The sequence below is a fragment of the Pseudomonas chaetocerotis genome (genome assembly GCF_015712105.2).
GTDB lineage: Bacteria > Pseudomonadota > Gammaproteobacteria > Pseudomonadales > Pseudomonadaceae > Aquipseudomonas > Aquipseudomonas chaetocerotis.
This window is the reverse complement of the sequence record NZ_JACFYX020000001.1, coordinates 574,715-599,509: the sequence shown is the minus strand read 5'-3', so window position 1 is coordinate 599,509 and position 24,795 is coordinate 574,715. Positions and strand designations below refer to the sequence as shown.

The window sequence follows — 24,795 nt, the reverse complement described above, 5'->3', positions numbered from 1 at the left end:
GATAGACCATGAGCCTGCCGTTGCTGGTCGAGTTGCCCCCTTCCCTTGTCTCCCTGGCCGAACGCGCCGAACAGTCGTTGCAAGCCGCTTTGGCAGAGCATGAGGCGCTGGCTGAACCTGTTGCCGCATGGCCGCAAGAACGCCGCGTTGCCTGGCGGCAGGTGTCGGCGCTGAGCGATTTCGTCGCCGAGCAGGCGCAGCGTGATCCGCAGATGTTCGTTGCCCTGGCCGAGTCCGGTGAGCTGGAGCGCAGCCTGGCGCCGGGTGAGTTGCGCCAGCAGCTGGAGGCACAGCTGGCCGAGTGTGCCGATGAGGATGCCCTGGGGCGCTGCCTGCGGCGTTTTCGCAATCGTCAGCAGCTGCGCATCATCTGGCGCGATTTCAGCCGCCAGGCGGCGCTTGGTGAAACCTGCCGCGATCTGTCCGATCTCGCCGATGCCTGCATCGATCTGGCCTATCACTGGCTGTACCCGCGTCATTGCGCGCAGTTCGGTACGCCGATCGGGCGGCGCAGTGGCCAGCCGCAACACATGGTCATCCTCGGCATGGGCAAGCTCGGCGCGCACGAGCTGAACCTGTCTTCGGACATCGACCTGATCTTCGGCTATCCGGAGGGTGGCGAGACCGAGGGTGTGAAGCGCCCGCTGGATAATCAGGAGTTCTTCATCCGTCTCGGGCAGCGCCTGATCAAGGCGCTGGATGCGATCACCGTCGACGGCTTCGTATTCCGTACCGACATGCGCCTGCGTCCCTACGGTTCCAGCGGTGCGCTGGTGTTCAGCTTCAATGCGTTGGAGCAGTACTACCAGGATCAGGGTCGTGACTGGGAGCGCTACGCGATGATCAAGGCGCGCGTGGTCGGTGGTGATCAGGCCGCGGGTGCCGAGTTGCTGGAGATGCTGCGGCCCTTCGTCTACCGGCGCTACCTGGATTTTTCCGCCATCGAGGCGCTGCGTGCGATGAAGCTGCTGATCCAGCAGGAAGTGCGGCGCAAGGGTATGAGCGAGAACATCAAGCTCGGCGCCGGCGGCATTCGCGAGGTCGAGTTCATCGCTCAGGCCTTCCAGCTGATACATGGTGGGCGTGATCTCAGTCTGCAGCAGCGGCCATTGCTCAAGGTGCTGACCACGCTGGAAGGGCAGGGCTATCTGCCGCCGGCGGTGGTCGCGGAAATGAAGGAGGGTTACGAGTTCCTGCGTTATGCCGAGCACGCCTTGCAGGGCATCGGTGATCGGCAGACCCAGATGCTGCCGGCCGACCCGCAGGATCAGGCGCGGGTGGCGGCGATCATGGGCTTTGCTGACTGGGCGAGTTTTCATGAGCGCCTGATGCACTGGCGCGGTCGCATCGAATGGCACTTCCAGCAGGTGATCGCCGATCCTGACGAAGATGAGTCGGATGCTGGCGAGGCCTGCGTTGGCGCCGAGTGGCTGCCGTTGTGGCAGGGGGCGCTGGACGATGAGGCTGCCGCGCTGCAGTTGCAGGAGGCGGGTTTCATCGAGCCTGGTGCAGCCTGTCGGCGCCTGGGGGATCTGCGTAACGGCCCGCAGGTGCGCGCCATGCAGCGCCTCGGTCGTGAGCGTCTGGATGCGTTCATTCCGCGTCTGCTGACGCAGACTGTTGAGCACGACAAGCCGGATCTGGTGTTGGAGCGGGTGTTGCCGCTGGTGGAAAAGGTCGCACGGCGCTCGGCCTACCTGGTGTTGCTGAGCGAAAACCCAGGCGCGCTGGAGCGCCTGATCAGCCTTTGTGCGGGTAGCCCATGGATCGCCGAGCAGATCGCTCGCTATCCACTGTTGCTCGACGAACTGCTCAACGAGGGGCGGCTGTACCATCCGCCGCTGGCCCCGGAGCTGGCTGCCGAGTTGCGCGAACGGCTGATCCGTATTCCCGAGGAGGATCTGGAGCAGCAGATGGAGGCGCTGCGCCACTTCAAGTTGGCCCACAGCCTGCGCGTGGCCGCTTCGGAAATTGCCGGCACGCTGCCCTTGATGAAGGTATCGGACTACCTGACCTGGCTGGCCGAGGCGATTCTCGATCAGGTGCTGGCGCTGGCCTGGCAGCATACGGTGCAGCGGCACGGCCGGCCGCATCGTGCCGATGGCACGCCCTGCGACCCGGACTTCATCATCATTGGCTATGGCAAGGTCGGTGGTCTGGAGTTCGGCCATGGCTCGGATCTGGACCTGGTGTTCATCCATGACGGCGATCCGCAGGCCGAGACCGATGGCGCCAAACCCATCGACGGTGCGCAGTTCTTCACCCGCCTGGGGCAGCGCATCATTCACCTGTTGACTACCCAGACCACCTCCGGTGCGCTCTATGAGGTGGATATGCGCCTGCGACCATCTGGCGCAGCGGGCCTTCTGGTCAGCTCGCTGGGTGCCTTCCAGCGCTATCAGGAGACCGAGGCCTGGACCTGGGAGCATCAGGCGCTGGTGCGGGCGCGGGTACTGGTGGGATGCCCGCGCCTGGCCGGCGAGTTCGCTCGCGTGCGCGCCGAAGTGCTGGGTCGCCGGCGCGATACCGAGGCGCTGCGCGTCGAGGTCAGCGAGATGCGCGCGAAGATGCGTGACAACCTTGGCACCAGGAATACTGCGGCCGGAACGGCAGCGAATGCCTTCGAGGCCACGTCCTCCTTCGATCTGAAGCAGGATGCCGGTGGTATCGTCGATATCGAATTTATGGTGCAATACGCGGCTCTGGCCTGGTCGTGGCAACACCCGCAGCTACTCGAGTTCACCGATAACATCCGTATTCTGGAAGGCCTGGAGCGGGTCGATCTGATGAGCGCCGAGGATGCCGCATTGCTGCGTGAGGTCTACAAGATCTATCGCTCGGCTGCCCATCGCCAGGCGCTGCAGAAGCAGCCTGGGGTGGTGCCGGGGGATCAGTTCCAGGATGAGCGTCGCGCCGTGATGCGCCTGTGGCGTGAGCTGGGGCTGAGTTGAACGACGGGGTTTGAGGCCCCACCTACTGATCGAACCGTGAAGCGAATTTGAGGAGCAGGCAAGATGTCGATGTCCGACCGTGATGGCGTGATCTGGTACGACGGCGAACTGGTGCCGTGGCGCGAAGCCAACACCCATGTGCTGACCCATACCCTGCACTACGGCATGGGCGTGTTCGAAGGCGTGCGTGCCTATAACACCCCGGACGGCACCGCGATCTTCCGCCTGCAAGCGCACACCGACCGCCTGTTCGATTCGGCGCACATCTTCAATATGCAGATCCCTTTCAGCAAGGAAGAGATCAACGAAGCCCAGCGCGCCGCCGTGCGTGAAAATGGTCTGGAAAGCGCCTACCTGCGGCCGATGGTGTTCTTCGGCAGCGAGGGCATGGGCCTGCGCGCTGCGGGCCTGAAGGTGCACGTGATCGTCGCAGCCTGGCACTGGGGCGCCTACATGGGCGAAGAGGCGCTGGAAGCCGGCATCAAGGTGCGTACCAGCTCCTATACCCGCCATCACGTCAACATCGCCATGACCCGCGCCAAGGCCAACGGCAACTACATCAACTCGATGCTGGCCCTGCAGGAAGCCATCTCCGGCGGCGCCGACGAGGCCATGCTGCTGGATCCGGAAGGCTACGTGGCCGAAGGCTCGGGCGAGAACATCTTCCTGGTCAAGGACGGCGTGGTGTACACCCCGGAAGTGACCTCTTGCCTCAACGGCATTACCCGCAGCACCATCCTGACCCTGGCCGACGAGCACGGCATCAAGGTGGTCGAGAAGCGCATCACCCGCGATGAGGTGTACATCGCCGACGAGGCTTTCTTCACCGGCACCGCCGCTGAAGTCACCCCGATTCGTGAAGTGGATGGTCGCAAGATTGGCGCCGGTCGTCGCGGCCCGGTCACCGAGAAGCTGCAGAAGGCCTACTTCGACCTGGTCACCGGCAAAACCAGTGGCCACGCCGAATGGCGTACGCTGGTTAAATAAGCGATTGCTCGAAGGCTCGACGGGGAGGCGAAAGCCTCCCCGGTCGTTTCTGGAAAGAATATGAAGATACTGATCGTTGGGCCAAGCTGGGTAGGCGACATGGTGATGGCGCAGACGCTGTTCCAGTGCCTGAAGCAACGCCACCCTGCATGCGAGATCGACGTGCTGGCGCCAGACTGGAGTCGGCCGATTCTCGAGCGCATGCCCGAGGTGCGCGCCGCGCTGAGTCTGCCACTGGGTCATGGTGTGCTCGATCTGGCCACGCGCCGGCGCATTGGCAAATCGCTGGCTGGCCAGTACGACCAGGCGATCCTGCTGCCCAACTCGCTCAAGTCCGCGCTGGTGCCCTGGTTCGCCGGCATCTCCAAGCGCACCGGCTGGAAGGGCGAGATGCGCTATGGATTGCTCAACGATATTCGTACGCTGGACAAAGACCGCTATCCGCTGATGATCGAGCGCTTCATGGCGCTGGCCTATGAACCTGGCGCTGCCTTGCCGCAGCCCTATCCGCAGCCACGTCTGGTGATCGATGAAACCAGTCGTGATGCCGCGCTGGTCAAGTTCGAGCTGCAACTGGATCGCCCGGTGCTGGCGCTGTGTCCCGGTGCAGAGTTCGGCGAGGCCAAGCGCTGGCCGGCCGAGCACTACGCCAAGGTGGCCGAGATCAAGATTCGCGAAGGTTGGCAGGTCTGGCTGTTCGGCTCGAAGAACGATCATGCCGGCGGCGAGGACATTCGCATGCGCCTGATTCCGGGGTTGCGTGAGGAAGTCAGCAACCTGTCCGGGCAGACCAGCCTGGCCGAGGCCATCGACCTGATGTCGGCGGCCACTGCCGTGGTGTCCAACGACTCCGGTTTGATGCACGTGGCGGCGGCGCTGAACCGTCCGCTGGTGGCGGTCTATGGTTCCACCTCGCCAGCGTTCACTCCGCCGCTGGCTGATCGCGTCGAGATCGTTCGCCTGGGCCTGGAGTGCAGTCCCTGCTTTGATCGGACTTGCCGTTTTGGTCACTACAACTGCCTGCGTGAGCTCAAACCGCGGCCTGTGATCGAGGCGCTGGATCGGCTGGTCGGCGAAACCTTGACCCTGGTCGAGGGCGACTGATTTGCGGGTACTGATCATCAAGACTTCGTCGCTGGGCGACGTGGTGCATACCCTGCCGGCGTTGACCGATGCGGCCCGTGCCATTCCCGGCATTCGTTTCGATTGGGTGGTGGAAGAAGGCTTCGCCGAGATTCCCGCCTGGCATCCGGCAGTTTCCCAGGTGATCCCGGTGGCCATCCGCCGCTGGCGCAAGCACCCGTTGCGCACCTGGCGTAGTGGTGAGTGGGCGCGCTTCAAGCAGCGTCTGCGGGAAACCCGCTACGATCTGGTGATCGACGCCCAGGGCCTGCTCAAGAGCGCCTGGCTGACGCGCTACGTGTCGGCGCCGGTGGCCGGGCTGGATCGTGATTCGGCGCGTGAGCCGCTGGCCAGTCGTTTCTACGACCGTCGCTACGCAGTGGCCAAGGATCAGCATGCTCTGGAGCGCGTACGCCAACTCTTCGCCAAGGCGCTGGGTTATGCGCTTCCGTCCGGCACTGGGGACTATGGCCTCAGCCGCGCAGCGATGATGGATTCCGCTGCGCAGCCGTATCTGGTGTTCCTGCATGGCACCACCTGGGCCAGTAAGCACTGGCCGGAAGCCGACTGGCGTGCGCTGGCAGAGCGCATGGACGAGCTGGGCTGGGCCGTGCGCCTACCTTGGGGCAACGAGACGGAAAAGGCGCGTGCCGAACGCATTGCCGCCGGACTCAGTCATGCCGCTGTGCTGCCGAAGCTGAACCTGGCCGGCGTGGCCAAGGTGATTGCCGGGGCCAGCGCCTGCGTCTCCGTCGACACCGGGCTCGGTCATCTGGCCGCTGCGCTGGACGTACCCAATATTTCTCTTTATGGCCCGACGCTGCCCGGCAAGGTGGGCGCTTACGGTCATAGTCAGATTCACCTGTGCGCCAGTGGTCCGGGCGCTGGCAGCGGTGATCGTGACAAGCCCTGTTTCGACGGCCTCGGTGCCGAGCGCGTCGGCCTGGAACTGGAGGCGCTGCTGCTCGCGCCTCCCGGCACCCTTTAAGGAGCGGCTATGCAACTGGCCTTCGTTCTCTACAAATACTTCCCCTTCGGCGGGCTGCAGCGCGACTTCATGCGCATCGCCCTCGAATGCCAGGCGCGTGGCCATGCCATTCGCGTTTACACGCCTATCTGGGAAGGCGAAAACCCCGGTGGCTTCGATGTGCGCGTGGCGCCGGTGCGTGCGCTGTTCAATCATCGCCGCAACGAGAAATTCAGTGCCTGGCTGCAGGCCGATTTGAAACGCGACCCGGTCGACCGGGTGATCGGTTTCAACAAGATGCCGGGCCTGGATGTTTATTACGCTGCCGACGGCTGTTTCGAGGACAAGGCGCAGACCCTGCGCAACCCGATCTACCGTCGCTGGGGCCGCTACAAGCACTTCGCCGATTACGAGCGCGCGGTATTCGCGCCGGAGTCGAAGACCGAGATTCTGATGATCTCCGAGGTGCAGCAGCCGCTATTCATCAAACACTACAAGACCCCGCTGCAGCGCTTCCACCTGCTGCCGCCGGGTATCGCCTTTGACCGCCGGGCACCCGCCAATGCTGCCGACATTCGCGCCGAGTTTCGCCGCGAGTTCAAACTGAGTGACGATGATCTGCTGTTGGTGCAGATCGGCTCCGGCTTCAAGACCAAGGGGCTGGATCGCAGCCTCAAGGCGCTGGCCGCGTTGCCGCGCGAGCTGCGCAAGCGCACCCGTCTGATCGCCATCGGCCAGGACGATCCCAAGCCCTTCCTGCTGCAGATCAAGGCGCTGGGTCTGTCCGATCAGGTGCGGATCCTCAAGGGGCGCAGCGACATTCCGCGCTTCCTGCTTGGTGCCGATCTGCTGATCCATCCAGCCTATAACGAGAACACCGGTACCGTGCTGCTGGAGGCTCTGGTATCCGGCTTGCCGGTACTGGTCACCAATGTTTGCGGCTATGCCCATTACATCGCCGACGCCGACTGCGGCCGCGTACTGCCCAGCCCCTTCGAGCAGGACGCGCTCAACCGCACGTTGGCCGATATGCTGGCTGATCCCGAGCGCCGCGCTTTCTGGAGCCGCAATGGCCTGGTCTATGCCGATAGCGCCGACCTGTATTCGATGCCGAAGAAGGCCGCTGACGTGATCCTCGCGGAGAAGCACGCATGAGCCGCTCGGGTAGGGTGCGCCGTGCGCACCACAAGGTCGACAGCGCGGTGTCATCGGTGCGCAGCATCTACCCTGCGGATACCCGGCCGGGGAGGCTTGCATGCGCCTGATTCTCGCCGAACCCTTCAAGAGCCTGTGGGCGGGCCGCGATGCCTTCGAGGCCGTCGAGAAGCTCGAGGGCCAGGTCTACCGCGAACTGGAAGGGCGTCGCACCCTGCGGACCGAGGTCGACGGGCGCGGTTACTTCGTCAAGATCCACCGTGGCATCGGCTGGGGTGAGATCGCCAAGAACCTGCTCACGGCCAAGGCGCCTGTGTTGGGAGCCGCGCAAGAGTGGCACGCCATTCAGCGTCTGACCGAGGCCGGTGTGCCGACCATGACCGCCGTGGCCTACGGTGAGCGTGGCAGCAATCCGGCGCGCCAGCACTCGTTCATCGTCACTGAAGAGCTGGCGCCGACTGTCGACCTGGAGCAGCTCAGCCTCAACTGGGCGAAGCAACCGCCGAAACCTGCGCTCAAGTGGGCGCTGATCCGCGAAGTGGCGCAGATGACCGGCAACATGCACCGTGCCGGGGTCAACCACCGCGACTGTTATATCTGCCACTTCCTGCTGCACACTGACCAGCCGATCCAGGCCAGTGACCTGCGCCTGTCAGTGATCGACCTGCACCGCGCCCAGGTGCGCAGTGCCACGCCACGGCGCTGGCGCGACAAGGATCTGGCCGCCCTGTATTTTTCGGCGCTGCATATCGGCCTGACCCGGCGTGACAAGCTGCGTTTTCTCAACAGTTATTTCGCAGCGGCAGGCAATGAGCGGCGGTTGCGGCAGATCCTGCGGGAGGAGGCGGCGCTGCTGCTCTGGCTGCAACGCAAAGCCGATCGCCTGCTGGTTCGCTATGCACGCAAGTACGCGCCTGGAGCGAACCATGAGTGAATGGCGCGTCACCTCCCTGGCCACGCCGCAGGCGGCAAGAGCCTTCGCCAGTCTGGATGCGGTATTTTCCCTGCAGGGCGAAGCAATCACCCATGATCCGCTGTCGGACGTGATCCGCGTCGAATTCGATGGGCTGCGTTATTACGTCAAGCGCTATCACGGCGCCGGCAAGGGTGTTCGGCGTTTCATCGGCCGGCCGCGGGTCAAGGCCGAATGGCAGAATCTCAAGCACTTCGCCGCCTGGGGCATTCCCACTGCGCCCATCGCCGCCTACGGGCTGGAGCGCAAGCTTGGCGCCTTCGCCCGAGGCGCGCTGATCACCCAGGAGATCGTCGATACGTTGGACATGTCACGCCTGGCGGCCACGGACGATGCACGTCTGCATGACCGGGCCTGGGTCGACGATGTCAGCCGCCAGTTGGCCAAGGCCACGCGCACGCTGCATGACCATCACTTCGTCCACAACGACCTCAAGTGGCGCAACCTTCTGGTGGACGAGCAGCGCCGACTGTTCCTCATCGACTGCCCTGCCGGAACCTTCTGGTGGGGGCCGTTCCTGCGCCACCGGATCGTCAAGGATCTCGCTTGCCTGGACAAGGTCGCCAAGTACCACCTGTCGCGCACTCAGCGCCTGCGTTTCTATCTGCAGTATCGGCGTCGCGATCGTCTCAACGACAGTGACAAACGACGGATCGTGCAGATCGTGCGCTACTTCGAGGGACGAGAATGAAGGACTTCATCGAGGGCGAGGATAAAACGCTGCTCGAGCGTCACGGCCTGGACAGTTTCGAGGCATTGTGGGCACTGCAACTGTTTGCCGTGGACGAGCCCAACACCGCTTCTCGCGGTGGTTGGAGCACGGTGTACCGGCTCGACCTCGATGGCACCGGCTACTACCTCAAGCGCCAGAGCAATTACCTGACCCGTAGCTTGCATCGTCCGTTGGGTGAACCGACCCTGGCGCGAGAGTTTCGCAATACCTGCCGCTATCGGCGCCTGGGCATTCCGGCGCTGCGTTCGGCGTTCTATGCCGAACGACGCATTGGCGGCGAGCGCCGCGCCGTCCTGCTGACCCGAGCCCTGGATGGTTGGCGGGATCTGGACAGCTACCTGCCGAACTGGTCGCAACTGGCCGCCGTGCAACGCCATGCCATCGCCAGTGCCTGCGGGGTGCTGGCCCGGTGCGTACATCGCCAGGGCCAGGTCCATGGTTGCTTCTATCCCAAACATGTTTTCCTCCAGCCCAGCGGCGATGGTTTCGTCGCGCAGCTGATCGACCTGGAAAAGACCCGGCCCCTGTTATTTGGCGAGCGTGATCGGGTCAAGGATCTGGAACCCCTGCTGCGTCGCGCCAGTGCCTGGAGCGAGGACGATGTAGCCTGTTTCCTGACCGCCTATCTCGGTGATGCTCGCCAGTTGGGGTACTGGTTGCAACGTCTCACGGCACGGTTCAAGGACAAGGCGGGGCGCTCATGAGGCTTGCTTCCCTGGTCGATGTCGGACGTACCCCTGCGCTACCGCTGCTGATCGAGCTGGAGGGCGCGGGATCTATCCAGTTGCTCAGCCTGTTGCGGGTGCTGCCAGGCCAACGCTATGTCGGTCGAGCGCAGTGGCAGGGGCGTGAGGTGCTGGCCAAGCTGCTGGTCGGCGATAAGGCCGAACGGCATTTCGCCCGCGAGCTGCGCGGCGTTCAGCTACTGGCTGAGCGGGGGCTGAAGACGCCCGAGTTGCTTGTCCACGGTTCGACGCCTGGAGAGGGCGGTTGGCTGCTGTTCGAGTTCCTCGACGATGCCAGCAGCCTGGGAGATGCCTGGCAGGCGTTGGCCCATCTGGCGTGGCCGGACGACGCTCGGCTGCAGGTGCTGGGTGAGGCGCTGGCAGCCATTGCCGGGCTACACCGGCAAGGTCTGTGGCAAGAGGACCTGCATCTGGACAACCTGCTGCGTCACCAGGGCAGCCTGTATCTGATCGACGGTGGCGGCGTGCGTGCCGAGACGCCGGGCCAACCTTTGTCGCGAGACAGGGTGCTGGCCAATCTGGGTGTGTTCTTCGCTCAATTCCCGAGTGCTCTCGATCCATTCATCGAGGAGCTGCTGGTGCATTATCTGCTGGTCAATGGCGAGCACGCGCTGCCGCTCGAGGCTCTGCTCAAGGCAGTAGCCAAGGCCCGTGGTTCGCGTCTGCATCACTTCATGGGCAAGCTCGGTCGCGATTGTTCGGCGTTTTGCGCATGGCGCGGCGCCTCGCGTTTGCAGGTGGTCCGGCGCGAGGAAGAGGCCTTGCTGGCGCGATTACTGGCTGACCCTGACGCCGCTATCGCGGCTGGGCAGTCCCTCAAACGGGGTGGTTCGTCTACCGTCGCGCGAGTCGATCAGGGTGCCAGGCAATTGGTCATCAAACGCTACAACATCAAGGGCATGCTGCATTGGCTCAAACGCTTCTGGCGTCCGAGCCGCGCCTGGCACAGCTGGTGCGAGGGCAATCGCCTGGTTTTTCTCGGCATCGCAACGCCCAAACCGCTTGCCGTGCTCGAGTGCCGTACCCTGTGGCTCAGGCGCCGGTCCTATCTTGTTACCGAACACGCATCGGGTGTGGATATAATTACTCGTTTCGCGTCTTGCGCGCCTGGCGAGTTACCAGCCGAAGCGGAACTGCGGGCACTGGATGACCTGTTTGCGGCGCTGCTGCGTGAGCGCATCAGTCATGGGGATCTCAAAGGCAGCAATATCCTGTGGCAGGATGGGCGCTGGATGTTGATCGACCTGGACGCCATGCAGCAGCACCGTCGAGCCGGTAGCTTCGCACCCGCCTATGCGAAGGATCGGGCGCGTTTCCTGCGTAACTGGCCGCAGGACAGTACGCTATACCAGGTTCTGGACGAGCGCCTTCCGTCGGTGGTGGCAAAACCGAACAGTTAAGGCAGTAAATGTGCCCGACCGGGGCGACTGAATAACGAACGCTGTTGCTTGAAGCTTGCCGCTTGAAGCCTTCAGCCGCTTTTTTAAGAGGCTTTATCCTTGGCATTGACGATCCTCGGCCTTTCCGGCGCCCTGAGCCATGATCCATCCGCCGCGCTATACATCGACGGCAAGCTTATCGCTGCCGCCGAAGAAGAGCGCTTCGTGCGTGACAAGCATGCGAAGAACCGCATGCCCTACGAGTCCGCCAAGTTCTGTCTGGAGCAGGCCGGCATCAAGCCGTCCGACGTCGATGTGGTCGCTATTCCCTTTGCGCCCATCAGTCTGTTCGGCAAGGCGCGTTGGCATTACGCCAAGCGTTACTGGTATGCGCCGGATCGTGCGCTTGACGCGCTTCTCATGGGTAACCGCCGTTACAAGCGTTACCGCAAGAAGATCGTCTGGTGCCTGGAGCAGCTGGGTTTCGATGCCAAGAAGGTCAAGATCGAACCGGTCGAACACCACCTTGCCCACGCCGCCAGCGCTTACCATTGCTCGGGCTTCAAGGAGAAGACCGCGATCCTCGGCATCGACGGCAAAGGTGAGTACGCCACCACCTTCTTCGGCTATGGCGAGAACGGCAAGATCCACAAGATCAAGGAGTTCTTCGACCCGGACTCGCTCGGCGGTCTGTACGGTGCTATCACAGAATTCCTCGGTTTCGAGATGCTCGATGGCGAGTTCAAGGTCATGGGCATGGCACCTTATGGCGATGCCAGCAAGTACGATTTCTCGCGCCTGGCCACGTTCGAGAACGGCGAGCTGATCATCAACACCGATTACGCCAACGTCATTGGCCTGCGTCGCTACAAGGAAAAGGGCAAGGGGTTCTACTTCTCGCCCAAACTGATCGAGTGGCTCGGCCCGAAGCGCGAAGGCGATATCGCCGACGACCCCTACATCCACTACGCCGCCAGCATGCAGGCGCTGTTCGAGAAGCTGGCGCTGGAGATGATGGATTACTACCTGGGCGACATTATCCGCGAGACCGGCAAGATCGCCTTTGCCGGTGGCTGTGCGCTGAACGTCAAGCTCAACCAGAAGATCATCGCCCGTCCCGAGGTGAAGGAACTGTTCGTGCAACCGGCTTCTGGCGACGCTGGTACTTCGGTCGGCGCTGCTGCCTATGTCTCGCACCAGCGTGGCGTGCCGGTGGAGAAGATGGAGCACGTCTATCTCGGCCCTGCCTACAGCAACGAAGACATCATTGCCGCCTGCGCTCGCCACCCGAACGCACCGAAGTGGCAGAAGATCGACGACATGCCGCAGCGCATCGCCAAGATCATGGTCGATGGCAACCCGGTGGCCTGGTTCCAGGGCCGTATGGAGTTCGGCCCGCGCGCACTCGGTGGTCGTTCCATCATTGGCTGCCCGAGCATCCCTGGCGTGGCCGATCGCATCAACGAGCAAATCAAGTTCCGCGAGCGCTGGAGACCGTTCTGCCCGTCCATGCTCGATACCGTTGCTGCGCAGATGCTCAAGGTCGATCATCCGAGCCCGTTCATGACCTTCACCTTCGAGGTCAACGAGGAGTGGAAGGAGCGCGTCAGCGAAGTCGTCCACGAAGACGGTACCTCCCGCGCCCAGGTGCTAGAACGTGAATACAACCCACGTTGGTATGACCTGATGCTGGAACTGGAGAAACTTACCGGCAACGGTGTGTCGTTGAATACCTCGCTCAACCGTCGCGGTGAACCGATGATCTGCTCGCCGACCGACGCGCTGAACATGTTCTACGGCTCTGACCTGCAGTACCTGATCATGGAAGATATTCTTGTCGTGAAACAGTAATAGCCATGGCGGTTGTCGACGCGCATCAAGGGATGTTGCGGGAGTGGGCCAATGGTGGTCGCTTCGACTGTCATGACTCCAAGGCTATGTAATGTTGAGCGTTTGCGGGTTGAAGAGACAGAGTGAGGTAGAGGTTTGATGGGCACTGCCGGCGATAGCCAAGGTACCAGGGTTTCAATTGTCATCCCTGCGTACAACTATGCGGCTGTTCTACCGCGTGCGGTCGAGTCCGTCCTTGCTCAGCTTGAGAGTACGGGTAACGCTGAGCTGATCGTCGTCGATGATGGTTCGACCGATGACACGCATGCGGTGCTGGAGCAACTTCTGGCGCAGTACCCAGGGCGTTTCCGGGTGGTTCTGAAAAGCAATGGCGGAGCGTCTTCAGCGCGCAACCGAGGCATTCAGGAGGCCACAGGGGACTTTTTATTGTTCCTTGATGCCGACGATGAATTGGCTCCGGACGCTTTGGCTATTCTAAATGAGCATCTGATGGCAAACCCACGGACCCATCTGATTATCGGCGGGCACATTGCCGTATGGCCTGATGGCAAGCACCGTGAACACGTGCCGACGGATCTGCCGGCAGAACCCCTGGAACGTCTTCGAGCTTATCTGCTGGACAAGCGCCTGGCATTGTCCAACGGTGCCTGTGTCATGCACCGCGACGTGTTCGAGCGAGGCGGCTACCCCGAGCAGTTCCGCAGTGCCGAAGATATCCCCGTATTTGCGCAGGCGGTGGCCAATTACGCCTGCTCGTTGATTGCACGACCATTGGCGTTGATACACAAGCACGATGACAGCTTGCGGCACCAGTTCAGCCACGCCAACGCGGGTGGGTTGGCTCTGGTGGATGAGGTGTTCTCCCCCCGTCGGCTTGACGAGCGCTTCCAGGCGCTGAAGCCAGAGTTCTATGTGCAGCGTAGCCTGTCGCTTTTCCGTAGTGCTTATCTGGCCGGCGATGTGGCTGCTGCAAAAAGTTATTTCCGCTGCGCCTATCACTGTGACTGGCGGGTGCTGTTGAAAGGATCGTATATGCGCAAGGCTGTGCGCCTGTGGCTCGGGATCGGTGTATGAGTCGCAAGATAAGGGTTCTGCAGATGCAGAACCGTTACAACGTCAATGCGTCTGATCTCGCCGAGCAGATCATTCAGGGGTTGCCCACAGACAACTTCGAAGTCACCACGCTGTTTCTGCGCGGGCGGCCAGATGAGGGTGAGCCGGAAAGTCGTGCTGCGCGCTCCCTGTATCTGGGCTTCAGCCAGTCGGATCTCAAAGGGGTACGGCTGCGAGCGTTGTGGCGCCTTTATCGTCTGATCCGGGCTGAGCGTTTCGATGTGGTGATCGCCCATCGCTTCAAACCGATGAACATGCTGATGCTGCTCAACCGGGCATTGCGTATTCCGCTCTGCATCGGCGTGCAGCATGGGATTGGCGATTTCGATCGCCCATACCGCCGCTGGGAAGCTCGTCAGTTGCTGAAGGATAACTGGCGTATCGTAGGCGTCTCCCGGGCGGTGCGTGATTACTTGGTTGGATGCGGTGCCGGTTTTAATGCCTCCAACACGGTGCAGATCAACAACGCGATCGATATTGATCGTGCCGAAACATTGCAGCATCCCAAAGCCTACGCCCGCGAGTTGCTTGGCCTTTCGCAGGAGCCTTTTGTCTTCGGGGCTATCGGTCGGCTGGTACCGGTCAAGGGGCATGTCCACTTGATCGAGGCGTTTGCCCAGGTGCGTGCCCGATACCCTCAAGCTCAGTTGGCAATCATTGGCGAAGGGCGCATGCGTCAGGAGCTTGAGGCGCTGGTCGCGCGCCTTGGTCTGACCGATGTGGTGTTCCTGTTGGGGGCGCGTGAAGATGCCCTGCAGTATGTCAGGGCATTCGACGCTTTCGTCATGCCGTCTCTGAGCGAAGGTCTGCCGCTGGCCCTGCTGGAGGGTATGAGCGGGCACCTGCCTGTCATCGGCTCGGATATTCCGAGTTTGAAGCCCATCCTTGAGGATTGTGGAGGGCGCCTGTTTCCGAGTGGACAGCCGGATGTGCTGGCCGCGATGATGATGGATCTGCTGGCCATGACGGAGCAAGAGCGGGATGAGGAAGGGGCTCGGTCGTATGCTTACCTGCGTCGAGCTCACGACATCGAGGATTTTCGCCGACACTACCGCAAGCTGGTAGAAGAAGGTGTTGGCAATGAAGGGCGTTTTTCATGAGTGAATCGAACCGGCAGCCGCTTGTCAGTGTTGTCATTTCGTCCTACAACCATGCGCCCTATATCGAACGCTGTATCGAAAGCGTATTGGCGCAAACCTATCCTAATATCGAGTTGCTGGTCGTCGATGACGGTTCCAGCGATGACAGTGTCGTACGGATCCAGGCGTTGCAGGCGCGCCACGCATTCGATTTCGTCGCCCAGGAGAATCAGGGGCTGACCCGTACCCTGAATGCTTGCATCGCTCGTTCACGGGGAAGCCTGGTCGCGCCTTTTGGTTCCGACGACATTATGTGCCCCGAGCGTATCGCCATTCAGGTCGCCTATATGCAGGACAAGCCTGAGGTCGGCATCTGTGCCGGGGAAATCCAGTACATCGATGCAGAGGGGAAGGCGCAGTGTCGGCGTAAGCGCGAGCTTGGGTTTCGTCGCCTGGATTTTGAGGATCTGTTCAACGATAAAAAGGCCGGCGCTCCCGCCCCGACCCTGCTGTTTCGACGTGAGGCGTTGGAGGCTGTCGGGGGCTTCGATCCGAGTATCCGCCTGGAGGACTTGTTGATCGAGTTGAAGATTACCCGGGCCGGATACTTCATCGACGTGCTCCCCGATGTGCTGGCGCAGTATCGGGTGCATGAAACCAATACCTACAAGAACCGGCGCATGATGGTGGACGCGGTGCTGAGCACCTATGGGCATTTTGCCGATCACCCGGACTATCCGAAGGTGTGCGCGGCCTTCATCAATTCGATGCTGCTCAAGTGTGCGCGCGATGACAAGCCGTTGGCTCGTGAGCTGTTGGCGCAACTGCCGATGAAGTACCGCAATCTGAAGACGGCTCGCGCGATTTTTCGCCTGATGATGCCCTGAGGTCGGGCGAATCAGGGGAGAGGTGGGTAGGTCTTGTTCAGCGCGCGTTCGAAGCTCATCGCGTGCCTGCTGCTGCAATTCTGGGCATAACCCGCTACCCAATCCTGCCGATGCTGCTGTGTGAGCCACGCGGTGTCTTCCGGGTAGCGCAGAATGTGCTGAATATTGCGCTTGCGCTTGCCGGCATTGAGCGGGCGGCTTCCAACTTTCATGTCCGACAGGTCGATCAGCCCTAGTGTGCCGTCTGGCAAGCGCAGGACATTGCCCAGGTGCAGGGAGCGGAAGTAGACGCCTGACTGGTGCAGATGGGCGAGAAACGCTCCGAATTGACGAACTTCGATTGAGCGCTGTTCAGCATCGATTCGTCGCCAGTGGTTGCGCAGCGTGTCCCCTGGCAGTGGCCGATACAGCACCGCATTCAATCGCCTGTCAGGAATGAGCAGCAGCTCCACGACATCCGGGCAGGCGACGCCCAGCTCTTTCAGGCGCTGCACGTTGCTGGCGAAGCGCTCGCTCGGCAGGATCCAGAGCGCCGACGACAGCAGGCGCTTGCGCCGGTAGAACTTCAGGAAATTGCCGTCCGACAAGCGTGCGACCTTCAGCCCGAAGCCATCGCTTTCTATCGGGGTGGAGTTCTGCAGGAGCGCATCGAGCTGCAAGGTGCTGATTGTTCTCATCGGTTGTCCAGTTGGCGCTGCTGGATGGAAAGTGCTGCTACCAGTGACAGTGGAATCCAGATCAGGAACCAGCTTTCGTTGGGCCTGGAGAGGTAGGAGCTGCCCTCGGTAAGGCCGGCAGCGATACCGTAGACGAGCAGTGCCGATGCGATCTGAAAACCGGCATGTCTTCTCTGTTGCAGGCAACGGAACAAGGCGGCTCCGTACATCACCAGCCACAGGATGAGTCCGATGGCGCCGAGTTCCAGTAACACGGCCAGCTCTACATTATGCGGGTCACTCAGAAGGCGACCGATTTCCGGGATATCGAAGATGAACTTACTGTCGTAGCCATATCCGAACCACGGCTTCGCGGCCGCCTGGGAAACGGCGTCGGCCCAGAGTTGAGGCCGGAAGGAAAGTCCGCGCTCCAGGAATATCTCCGGCATCGCTACAAAGGTCGCGATGGCCAGGGCGATCAGTGCACCTATCAGGTAGACCCCTCGGCGAGGCGTCATCACCAGCATCCAAAGGCTGGTCAAGGTCAGCGCCAGGAGCGGGGTGCGGGAGCCGGTGGCAATAAGTGCAACCAGCAATGGAGTGGTACAGAGAATCGGCAGCCAGTCACGGCGCTCGCTCTGCGCGAGCCAGGCAGCCAGCCAGTAGGTGCAGAAGAAGCCCAGCACATGGGACGTCAGCAGCGGGTTGCTGAGTGCTCCGGTTCCAATCAGTCGTTGTTCGGATGGATAGGCGTTGGCATAGATGCACAGGTTGATGACGGCCGCGCCTACGGCCAATAGCGCCCCGACTCTCAGTACGGAGAGCAGCAGACGCTGATCCTTGCAGGCGATCAGGGTGCAGGCCGCAAAGATCATGAATACGTACAGTGGCCGCTTGGCCAGGCCGCTCAGGCTGGTGTCTGCCTGGGTCCACGAAAGGCTCAGCAGCAACCAGGTCGCGAATGCCAAATAGGCCAGCGTGATGGGTTCCTTGAGCAACTGCATGAAGACTTTTGGTGAGAGCAGCAGTGCGATCAGGGCGGGGGCGGCGAGCAGTGCGTAGAACAACTTCGTGTACTGGCTACCGTTCGCGGACCAGAATAGGCCGCTCAACAACACCAGGTAGCCCGCCACCAGCCAGTAGCTGGAAATGAAGTTGCTGATACGCAAGGGCATGGGGCGTGTGGGAGGGAGTGATGTCTGCACGTTTGAAACCGGTGGCTGATTTTCGAATGGGCGGCATCTTAATGCATCCTCGGGGGGGTAGGCTGCACCTGTGCTAGAATTCGCGCTTTTTCGGCCAAGTCGAAGTGTGAGCGCATGACCGACAAGCACACCACTGCAAGCCCATCTAGCAGCCTGAAAATCTACCTTCGGCTACTCGGATATGTCAGGCCCTATATAGGCATGTTCCTGATCAGCATCCTGGGTTACGTCATTTTTGCTTCCACCCAACCAATGCTGGCGGGCATCCTCAAGTACTTCGTGGATGGCCTGTCCAACCCTGATGTCGTGCTGTTTCCCACGGTGCCCTACCTGCGCGATCTGCAACTACTGCAGACGGTGCCCCTGCTCATCGTCCTGATCGCCGCCTGGCAGGGTGTCGGTTCCTTCCTGGGTAACTATTTCCTGGCCAGGGTCTCGCTGGGCCTGGTTCACGACTTGCGTATCGCACTGTTCAACAGCCTCATGGTGTTGCCAAATCGCTATTTCGATAGCCACAACTCCGGTCACCTGATCTCGCGCATCACCTTCAACGTGACGATGGTCACCGGTGCTGCGACGGATGCAATCAAGGTGGTTATCCGTGAAGGGCTGACAGTCATCTTCCTGTTCGCCTACCTGCTGTGGATGAACTGGCAACTGACTCTGGTAATGCTGGCAATCCTGCCGCTAATCGCATTGATGGTGAGCAGTGCCAGCAAGAAATTTCGCAAGCAGAGCAAGAAGATTCAGGTGGCGATGGGCGATGTTACCCACGTTGCGTCGGAAACGATCCAGGGTTACCGAGTGGTGCGCAGTTTTGGCGGGGAGACTTACGAATCCCGGCGCTTTGCCGCTGCCAGCCAGGACAATACCGAGAAACAGCTGCGCATGACCAAGACCGGAGCGGTGTACACGCCGATGCTGCAACTGGTGATCTACAGCGCGATGGCCGTGTTGATGTTCCTCGTTTTGCTGCTGCGTGGCGATGCTACGGCAGGTGACTTGGTGGCCTATATCACCGCTGCGGGGCTCCTGCCCAAACCCATTCGCCAGTTGTCCGAGGTCAGCTCGACGATTCAAAAGGGTATTGCCGGTGCCGAGAGCATCTTCGAGCAGCTGGATGAGGTGCCCGAAGTCGATCAGGGAACGGTAGAGCGCGAGCGCGTCAGCGGTCGTTTGGAAGTACGCAACCTGAGCTTCCAGTATCCGGACACGGAAAAGCCTGTGCTCAGTGATATCAATTTCACGGCCGAGCCTGGGCAGATGGTGGCATTGGTCGGGCGTTCCGGTAGCGGAAAATCGACCCTGGCCAACCTGATTCCTCGTTTCTACCATCACGAAACGGGTCAGATCCTGTTGGATGGGGTAGACGTCGAGCAATACAAATTGCGTAATCTGCGGCGTCATATTGCCCTGGTTACGCAGCAGGTCACCCTGTTCAACGACAGTGTGGCCAGCAATATTGCTTATGGCGACCTGGCCGATGCTCCGCGTGAAGCGATTGAGCAGGCGGTCGAAGCGGCCTACGCCAAGGAGTTCATCGACAAGCTGCCGCAGGGGCTGGATACCGAGGTTGGCGAAAACGGCGTGCTGCTGTCTGGTGGCCAGCGCCAGCGCTTGGCAATTGCGCGGGCGTTGCTCAAGGACGCACCGATCCTGGTGCTGGACGAAGCGACCTCGGCCCTTGACACTGAGTCCGAGCGGCATATCCAGGCCGCTCTGGATCGGGTCATGGAGGGCCGAACCACGTTGGTGATTGCACATCGTCTGTCGACCATCGAGAAGGCCGATTTGATTCTGGTGATGGATCAGGGGCGCATCGTCGAGCGCGGTACTCACGACCAGTTGCTGGCCCAAAACGGTTTCTATGCACGTTTGCATTCCATGGGGCTCGATGAAGGCGCGCCCTTGGATATCGCCTGATAAACTACGAGCCCGCCAAGACTAAGGCCCCGGAGTTCACATGAAGTTGACCATGCCCCGTTACGATCAAGCCGCCGTCCTGGTGGTGGGCGACGTGATGCTCGATCGCTATTGGCATGGCGGCACCTCGCGGATTTCTCCGGAGGCGCCGGTGCCGGTGGTGCGTGTCGACCAGATCGAGGATCGTCCCGGTGGTGCTGCCAACGTGGCTCTGAATATCGCCGCGCTCGGCGCGCGAGCCTTGCTGGTTGGCGTGACCGGTAATGATGAAGCCGCAGAAAGCCTGAGCGACAGCCTGCGTGGTGCAGGTGTGGATGCACATTTTCAGCGTCATGACAGCCAGCCGACCATCGTCAAGTTGCGGGTGATGAGCCGTCACCAGCAACTGCTGCGCATGGATTTCGAAGAGCCTTTCAACACCGATACCGCAGCCCTGGCGCGTGAGGTGGACACGTTACTCGATGGGATCAAGGTGTTGGTGCTGTCGGACTATGGCAAGGGTGCGTTGCAGAATCATCAGGTGCTGATCCAGTCGGCGCGAAAGAAGGGTATTGCGGTGCTGGCCGATCCCAAGGGCAAGGATTTCTCCATCTACCGTGGAGCCAGCCTGATCACTCCCAATCTGCACGAGTTCGAACTCATCGTGGGTGGTTGCGCCGATGAAGCCGAGCTGGTCAGCAAGGGGGCCACGCTGATGCGCGAACTGGAGCTGGGCGCGCTGCTGGTGACCCGCGGCGAGCACGGCATGACCCTGCTGCGTCCGGAACATGCACCGTTGCATCTGCCGGCTCGTGCCCGTGAAGTATTCGACGTTACCGGTGCAGGCGATACGGTCATTTCCACCCTTGCAGCATCCATCGCTGCTGGTGAGGAGTTGCCGCTGGCGGTGGCTCTGGCCAACCTGGCTGCCGGCATCGTCGTCGGCAAGTTGGGCACTGCAGCGATCAGCGCACCCGAACTGCGCCGCGCCGTGCAGCGCGAAGAAGGCTCCGAGCGTGGCGTACTGAGCCTGGATCAGTTGCTGATCGCCATCGAGGACGCTCGCGCCCATGGCGAGAAGATCGTTTTCACCAATGGCTGCTTCGACATTCTTCACGCTGGCCACGTGACCTATCTGGAACAGGCTCGTGCGCAGGGTGACCGCCTGATCGTGGCGATCAACGACGATGCCTCTGTCAGCCGTCTGAAAGGTCCTGGACGTCCGATCAATGCCGTCGACCGACGCATGGCCGTGCTCGCCGGTCTCGGTGCGGTGGATTGGGTGGTGAGCTTCGGTGAGGACACGCCCGAGCGCCTGCTCGCACAGGTACTGCCGGATGTGCTGGTCAAGGGCGGCGACTACGGCATTGATCAGGTGGTAGGTGCCGATATCGTCCAGGCCCATGGCGGCGAAGTACGTGTGCTGGGGCTGGTGGAAAACAGCTCCACCACCGCTATCGTCGAGAAGATTCGCAGCAAGTGACACCGGGCTGAGCAAGGCGCAGACCTTGCTCAGCTTGTCCGTGGCTTGACCCGATTGCCGCCGCGCCGCGTCTTGAGGGTCATAGGCGTGCGCCAGTCGGCAGCGCATCATCGATGGCATCCCTCTCGTGGAGCGAGATGCCATGATCGTCGATACGCAGGGCCAGGCCCTGAGCGTACTGAGCAAGCTGGCCCAGGCTGACTGGCCAGACCGCCTCAAGATGCGCAAATCTTTCGAGAAACTCGTCTACAGCGGTAGCCGTGTCAGCTTTCGCCTGGCCGCCGGCGGCAGCAGAAAAACGCCGCGCGCGGCAACCGATGACCTGTTTGACCTGTCACTGACCGAAGAGCAGCAGATGCTGGTGGATATGCTCCAGGGATTCGCGCTGGAGGTTCTGCGTCCGGCCGCGCACGAGGCCGATGCACGGGCTCACGTGCCTGCAGCACTGCTCAATCAGGCACATGAACTGGGCCTGGCGCACTATGGTGTTGCCGAGGCACAAGGTGGTCTTGCCGGGGAGCGCACCGTGCTGAGCAACGCGCTGATCGCCGAGAGCCTGGCGCAGGGCGACTTTTCTCTGGCCGCAGCCTTGCTAGTGCCGCTGTCTGCAGCCAATTGCATTCGTCGCTGGGGAAACTCGGCGCAGCAGGCTGCCTGGTTGCCGGCATTCATCAGTGAGCAAGGCGCGCCAGCCTTCGCCTTGGCGGTAACTGAGCCTGGCGTATTGACCGATGCTGGTCAGCCTGCGACGCGGGCGCGCAAGCATGGCAAACACTATCTGCTTGATGGAGAGAAGGCGTTGGTCATCGCTGGTCTGGCTGCCAGTCGATTGATCGTAAGCGCCCAGGCAACTGATGGCCCGGCGCTATTTGTCGTCGATGCGGCGAGCAAAGGCGTCAGTCGCCGTACCGAACCGGGAATGGGGCTCAAGGCTTGTGGGTTGACGCGTATTCAACTGAAAGGCGTCAAGGTGTCGAGCGAGTGCCGCCTGGCAGGCGATGGCTTCGATTTTCTGGCCTTCCTCGATTACTCTTCCTTGGCATTTTGCGCCCTTGCAGTCGGTACGGCGCAGGCGTCACTGGACTACGTGACGAGGTACTGCAACGAGCGCCAAGCGTTCGGCGAGCCGATCAGTCATCGCCAGGGCGTGGCCTTCATGGTGGCTGATATCGCCATCGAACTGGACGCCATGCGCATGTTGCTCTGGCGTGCCTGCACACGTGCCGAGGCCGGTTTGCCGCTGCGCCGTGAGGCCTATCTGGCGCGTCTGCTCTGCGTGGATAAGGCGATGAAGATCGGTTCCGATGCGGTGCAACTGCTCGGTGGTCATGGTTTTACTCAGGAGCACCCGGTCGAGCGCTGGTATCGCGACCTGCGCAGCTTGGCGGTGCTCGCTGGCGGCCTTCATCTCTGAACAGGCAGAACAACCATGAACCTGGAAACCCCACGTAAATTCCACGGCTTGCAACAGCAGGCGCAGCAGGTGGCCAAGCACTACTTTCGGCCGATCTCGCGCAAGTATGACAAGGTCGAGCACGCCTATCCCAAGGAGCTGGATCTGCTCGCTGCGTTGCTCGATGGTATGAACGAAGGCTCACCCGACGCAGTCGGCGCCGGCTCGGCCAGCAAGCGCGGGGCTGCACGCGAGCAGCAGGCGGGCAACAAGAATGCTGGCAACATGGCAGCGCTGCTTGGCGTGATGGAGCTGTGCTGGGGTGATGTCGGCCTGCTTCTGGCCATGCCACGCCAGGGGCTGGGCAACGCAGCTATCGCGGCGGTGGCCAATGACGAGCAACTGGCGCGTTTCGCCGGGGCCTGGGCGGCCATGGCCATTACCGAGCCCGGTTGCGGCTCTGATTCAGCGGCGATCCGCACCACGGCGGTGCGCGACGGTGATCACTACATCCTCAACGGCGAGAAGATCTTCGTCACTTCCGGTGAGCGTGCCGATGCCGTGGTGATCTGGGCCACGCTGGATAAAAACCTTGGGCGTGCGGCGATCAAGTCCTTCGTGGTGGAGAAGGGCACAGCGGGAATGACGGTTACGCGCCTGGAGAAGAAGCTGGGGATCAAGGCATCCGATACGGCCTCGATCAGCCTGAGCGATTGCCGGGTGCCAGCGGCCAACCTGCTGGGAAACGCCGAGATCGACGTGCAGAAGGGCTTTGCCGGGGTCATGGAGACCTTCGACAACACCCGGCCGCTGGTTGCAGGTATGGCGGTCGGTGTCGCTCGTGCTGCGCTGGAGCGCACGCGTGAGTTGCTGATCTGTGCGGGCTGCCGCTTTGATTACGCCAAGCCGCTGCTGACCGTCACTCATGCCGAGGCCACACTGTATCGTCTGGAAGCGGAATGGGAGGCGGCGCGTCTGTTGACGCTGAAGGCCGCCTGGATGGCTGACAACAAGTTGCCTAACTCGAAAGAGGCCTCGATCGCCAAGGCCAAGGCCGGGCGTGTGGCCAGCGAGGTGACGCTCAAGTGCGTGGAGCTGGCCGGTGCGCTGGGCTACGGTGAGGATGAGTTGCTGGAAAAGTGGGCGCGCGACTCGAAGATTCTCGATATCTTCGAAGGCACCCAGCAGATTCAGTTGCTGATCATCGCCCGGCGCCTGCTGGGCAAGAGTTCCAGCGAGCTCAAGTAAGCCCGCGCGCCACAGCCGAGGGCTGGTGCGCGCGGCGCACCATACAAGAAAAAAGCCCGCATTTGCGGGCTTATTCTTAGAAGCGGAAGACTTCCGTATCGATCTTGATCGGTTCTGCCACCGGGATCTTCGGCTCGGCAGCGGCGGGTTCCTGCGGTTGGGCTTTGGCCACCGGAGGCTTCTTGCGCGGCGGCTCGGGGGTAGGCTCGGCCGCAGCGATGGGCTGAATGGCCACTGCCAATTCAGCCGCCAGACGTTGCAGCAAGACACTCTGCGCCTTGACCTGTTCGGCCATGGGACCTCCGTGCGCCTCCTCAAGGCGAATCAGGCGGCTGTCGCGCAGTTGTCCACGCCGGTCGAGCAGGCGCCACTGAGCTTCCAGTACGGCAGGTTGGGCCGGGCCGGAATCCAGGCGGGTGATGGTCAGCATGACTTGAGCGTCGGCACTGAAGCCAGGTGCCGCCGGGGCTAGAACCAGGCGCTGGCTATCCAGGCGCCAGGCCAGCTGGCGTAGCATCTGCTGGTCGATATCGTTGGCCAGGCCGCTGGCCCAGCGGGCATCATGCGCGGCCACCAGGCTGCCATCGGCCTGACGTTGCAGCAGATTTTGCTGGCGCAGGTAATCGGCCACGCTGATCGGGCCGACCAGTACGGTCACGCCGTTGTCCTGGGTCGGTGTTACGGCGCTGCCGCTATCGAGTTGGTAAAGAGGCACCGGCTTCTGCTGCAGCAGACTGCAACCACTCAATACGAGCAGCGCGGTCATAAGCAGGGCCACAGGGCGTACTACTGTCATCATTAATTCCAGGCAACCGCTTCTGGGGCAGCTGCATATCGATCCCATATCATGCTGTGGGGTCATTTGCGCATGACCCGGGGCGCGTATCATCCGTCAAACCGCGCTACGACTCCAGCCTTGCCTGCTGGCTGGTAGCGCGGATATCCCGGACGTACGGGGCGTGTTG

Annotated in this window: 20 protein-coding genes; 17 read left to right on the top strand and 3 right to left on the bottom strand. The window is 61.7% G+C overall.

Features of this window, described 5'->3' with window-relative positions:
- Positions 1–8: 8 nt before the first annotated feature.
- The 13 genes from glnE (at position 9) to H3221_RS02675 (ending at position 15,943) form a co-directional block, all read left to right on the top strand.
- The gene (gene glnE, locus H3221_RS02735; protein WP_196476326.1) at positions 9–2,951 is read left to right on the top strand and encodes a bifunctional [glutamate--ammonia ligase]-adenylyl-L-tyrosine phosphorylase/[glutamate--ammonia-ligase] adenylyltransferase; all 2,943 of its coding nucleotides are present in this window, start codon (positions 9–11) and stop codon (positions 2,949–2,951) included.
- Positions 2,952–3,014: 63 nt separating this feature from the next.
- On the top strand, positions 3,015–3,938 hold the full coding sequence (locus tag H3221_RS02730) for a branched-chain amino acid transaminase (RefSeq protein WP_196476325.1): 924 nt from the start codon (positions 3,015–3,017) through the stop codon (positions 3,936–3,938).
- Positions 3,939–3,998: 60 nt separating this feature from the next.
- The gene (waaF, locus tag H3221_RS02725; protein ID WP_196476324.1) at positions 3,999–5,042 is read left to right on the top strand and encodes a lipopolysaccharide heptosyltransferase II; all 1,044 of its coding nucleotides are present in this window, start codon (positions 3,999–4,001) and stop codon (positions 5,040–5,042) included.
- 1 nt (position 5,043) lies between these two features.
- Entirely contained in the window at positions 5,044–6,048 is a 1,005-nt protein-coding gene (rfaC, locus tag H3221_RS02720) for a lipopolysaccharide heptosyltransferase RfaC (RefSeq protein WP_196476323.1), read from the top strand.
- A gap of 9 nt (positions 6,049–6,057) precedes the next feature.
- Complete coding sequence (locus H3221_RS02715) at positions 6,058–7,182, top strand: glycosyltransferase family 4 protein (RefSeq protein ID WP_196476322.1); 1,125 nt, start codon at positions 6,058–6,060, stop codon at positions 7,180–7,182.
- Positions 7,183–7,282: 100 nt separating this feature from the next.
- Entirely contained in the window at positions 7,283–8,116 is an 834-nt protein-coding gene (gene rfaP / locus H3221_RS02710; protein ID WP_196476321.1) for a lipopolysaccharide core heptose(I) kinase RfaP, read from the top strand.
- A complete protein-coding gene (locus H3221_RS02705) occupies positions 8,109–8,846 on the top strand; it encodes a protein kinase family protein (RefSeq protein WP_196476320.1) in 738 nt (245 codons plus the stop codon). The genes rfaP and H3221_RS02705 overlap by 8 nt, the downstream gene beginning before the upstream one ends.
- Positions 8,843–9,592: a lipopolysaccharide kinase InaA family protein gene (locus tag H3221_RS02700; protein WP_196476319.1), complete on the top strand. Its 750-nt coding sequence runs from the start codon at positions 8,843–8,845 to the stop codon at positions 9,590–9,592. The genes H3221_RS02705 and H3221_RS02700 overlap by 4 nt, the downstream gene beginning before the upstream one ends.
- Positions 9,589–11,034 carry a lipopolysaccharide kinase InaA family protein gene (locus H3221_RS02695; protein ID WP_196476318.1) on the top strand — a complete coding sequence of 482 codons (1,446 nt, stop codon included), beginning with the start codon at positions 9,589–9,591 and terminating at the stop codon, positions 11,032–11,034. The genes H3221_RS02700 and H3221_RS02695 overlap by 4 nt, the downstream gene beginning before the upstream one ends.
- A 99-nt stretch (positions 11,035–11,133) precedes the next feature.
- Positions 11,134–12,864 (top strand): carbamoyltransferase family protein, encoded by a 1,731-nt coding sequence (locus H3221_RS02690; protein WP_196476317.1) that lies wholly within the window; start codon positions 11,134–11,136, stop codon positions 12,862–12,864.
- 138 nt (positions 12,865–13,002) lie between these two features.
- On the top strand, positions 13,003–13,938 hold the full coding sequence (locus H3221_RS02685; protein WP_196476316.1) for a glycosyltransferase family 2 protein: 936 nt from the start codon (positions 13,003–13,005) through the stop codon (positions 13,936–13,938).
- Positions 13,935–15,077: a glycosyltransferase gene (locus H3221_RS02680; RefSeq protein WP_196476315.1), complete on the top strand. Its 1,143-nt coding sequence runs from the start codon at positions 13,935–13,937 to the stop codon at positions 15,075–15,077. The genes H3221_RS02685 and H3221_RS02680 overlap by 4 nt, the downstream gene beginning before the upstream one ends.
- Entirely contained in the window at positions 15,074–15,943 is an 870-nt protein-coding gene (locus H3221_RS02675) for a glycosyltransferase family 2 protein (protein ID WP_196476314.1), read from the top strand. Before H3221_RS02680 ends, H3221_RS02675 begins: the two co-directional genes overlap by 4 nt.
- A gap of 11 nt (positions 15,944–15,954) precedes the next feature.
- Here the strand turns inward: H3221_RS02675 and H3221_RS02670 are convergent, their stop codons facing one another.
- On the bottom strand, positions 15,955–16,620 hold the full coding sequence (locus tag H3221_RS02670) for a BUD32 family EKC/KEOPS complex subunit (protein ID WP_196476313.1): 666 nt from the start codon (positions 16,618–16,620) through the stop codon (positions 15,955–15,957).
- Positions 16,617–17,732: an O-antigen ligase family protein gene (locus H3221_RS02665; protein WP_224490458.1), complete on the bottom strand. Its 1,116-nt coding sequence runs from the start codon at positions 17,730–17,732 to the stop codon at positions 16,617–16,619. Before H3221_RS02665 ends, H3221_RS02670 begins: the two co-directional genes overlap by 4 nt.
- A 186-nt stretch (positions 17,733–17,918) precedes the next feature.
- Between H3221_RS02665 and msbA the strand changes: the two genes are divergently transcribed.
- The 4 genes from msbA (at position 17,919) to H3221_RS02645 (ending at position 23,830) form a co-directional block, all read left to right on the top strand.
- Complete coding sequence (gene msbA, locus H3221_RS02660) at positions 17,919–19,727, top strand: lipid A export permease/ATP-binding protein MsbA (protein ID WP_196476311.1); 1,809 nt, start codon at positions 17,919–17,921, stop codon at positions 19,725–19,727.
- A gap of 40 nt (positions 19,728–19,767) precedes the next feature.
- Positions 19,768–21,189: a bifunctional D-glycero-beta-D-manno-heptose-7-phosphate kinase/D-glycero-beta-D-manno-heptose 1-phosphate adenylyltransferase HldE gene (hldE, locus tag H3221_RS02655; RefSeq protein ID WP_160019177.1), complete on the top strand. Its 1,422-nt coding sequence runs from the start codon at positions 19,768–19,770 to the stop codon at positions 21,187–21,189.
- A 142-nt stretch (positions 21,190–21,331) separates the two neighbouring features.
- Complete coding sequence (locus H3221_RS02650; protein WP_196476310.1) at positions 21,332–22,603, top strand: acyl-CoA dehydrogenase family protein; 1,272 nt, start codon at positions 21,332–21,334, stop codon at positions 22,601–22,603.
- Between the two features lie 15 nt (positions 22,604–22,618).
- The gene (locus H3221_RS02645) at positions 22,619–23,830 is read left to right on the top strand and encodes an acyl-CoA dehydrogenase family protein (protein WP_196476309.1); all 1,212 of its coding nucleotides are present in this window, start codon (positions 22,619–22,621) and stop codon (positions 23,828–23,830) included.
- 76 nt (positions 23,831–23,906) lie between these two features.
- Here H3221_RS02645 and H3221_RS02640 read toward each other — a convergent pair whose 3' ends face one another.
- Positions 23,907–24,626, bottom strand: a complete 720-nt coding sequence (locus H3221_RS02640; protein WP_196476308.1) for a PqiC family protein — start codon at positions 24,624–24,626, stop codon at positions 23,907–23,909.
- Between the last annotated feature and the right edge of the window lie 169 nt (positions 24,627–24,795).

Coding starts and splice junctions, on each gene's coding strand:
- glnE (WP_196476326.1), top strand. CDS start 9: ATGAGCCTGCCGTTGCTGGTCGAGTTGCCCCCTTCCCTTGTCTCCCTG.
- H3221_RS02730 (WP_196476325.1), top strand. CDS start 3,015: ATGTCGATGTCCGACCGTGATGGCGTGATCTGGTACGACGGCGAACTG.
- waaF (WP_196476324.1), top strand. CDS start 3,999: ATGAAGATACTGATCGTTGGGCCAAGCTGGGTAGGCGACATGGTGATG.
- H3221_RS02715 (WP_196476322.1), top strand. CDS start 6,058: ATGCAACTGGCCTTCGTTCTCTACAAATACTTCCCCTTCGGCGGGCTG.
- rfaP (WP_196476321.1), top strand. CDS start 7,283: ATGCGCCTGATTCTCGCCGAACCCTTCAAGAGCCTGTGGGCGGGCCGC.
- H3221_RS02705 (WP_196476320.1), top strand. CDS start 8,109: ATGAGTGAATGGCGCGTCACCTCCCTGGCCACGCCGCAGGCGGCAAGA.
- H3221_RS02700 (WP_196476319.1), top strand. CDS start 8,843: ATGAAGGACTTCATCGAGGGCGAGGATAAAACGCTGCTCGAGCGTCAC.
- H3221_RS02695 (WP_196476318.1), top strand. CDS start 9,589: ATGAGGCTTGCTTCCCTGGTCGATGTCGGACGTACCCCTGCGCTACCG.
- H3221_RS02685 (WP_196476316.1), top strand. CDS start 13,003: ATGGGCACTGCCGGCGATAGCCAAGGTACCAGGGTTTCAATTGTCATC.
- H3221_RS02680 (WP_196476315.1), top strand. CDS start 13,935: ATGAGTCGCAAGATAAGGGTTCTGCAGATGCAGAACCGTTACAACGTC.
- H3221_RS02675 (WP_196476314.1), top strand. CDS start 15,074: ATGAGTGAATCGAACCGGCAGCCGCTTGTCAGTGTTGTCATTTCGTCC.
- H3221_RS02670 (WP_196476313.1), bottom strand. CDS start 16,620: ATGAGAACAATCAGCACCTTGCAGCTCGATGCGCTCCTGCAGAACTCC.
- msbA (WP_196476311.1), top strand. CDS start 17,919: ATGACCGACAAGCACACCACTGCAAGCCCATCTAGCAGCCTGAAAATC.
- hldE (WP_160019177.1), top strand. CDS start 19,768: ATGAAGTTGACCATGCCCCGTTACGATCAAGCCGCCGTCCTGGTGGTG.
- H3221_RS02650 (WP_196476310.1), top strand. CDS start 21,332: ATGATCGTCGATACGCAGGGCCAGGCCCTGAGCGTACTGAGCAAGCTG.
- H3221_RS02645 (WP_196476309.1), top strand. CDS start 22,619: ATGAACCTGGAAACCCCACGTAAATTCCACGGCTTGCAACAGCAGGCG.
- H3221_RS02640 (WP_196476308.1), bottom strand. CDS start 24,626: ATGACAGTAGTACGCCCTGTGGCCCTGCTTATGACCGCGCTGCTCGTA.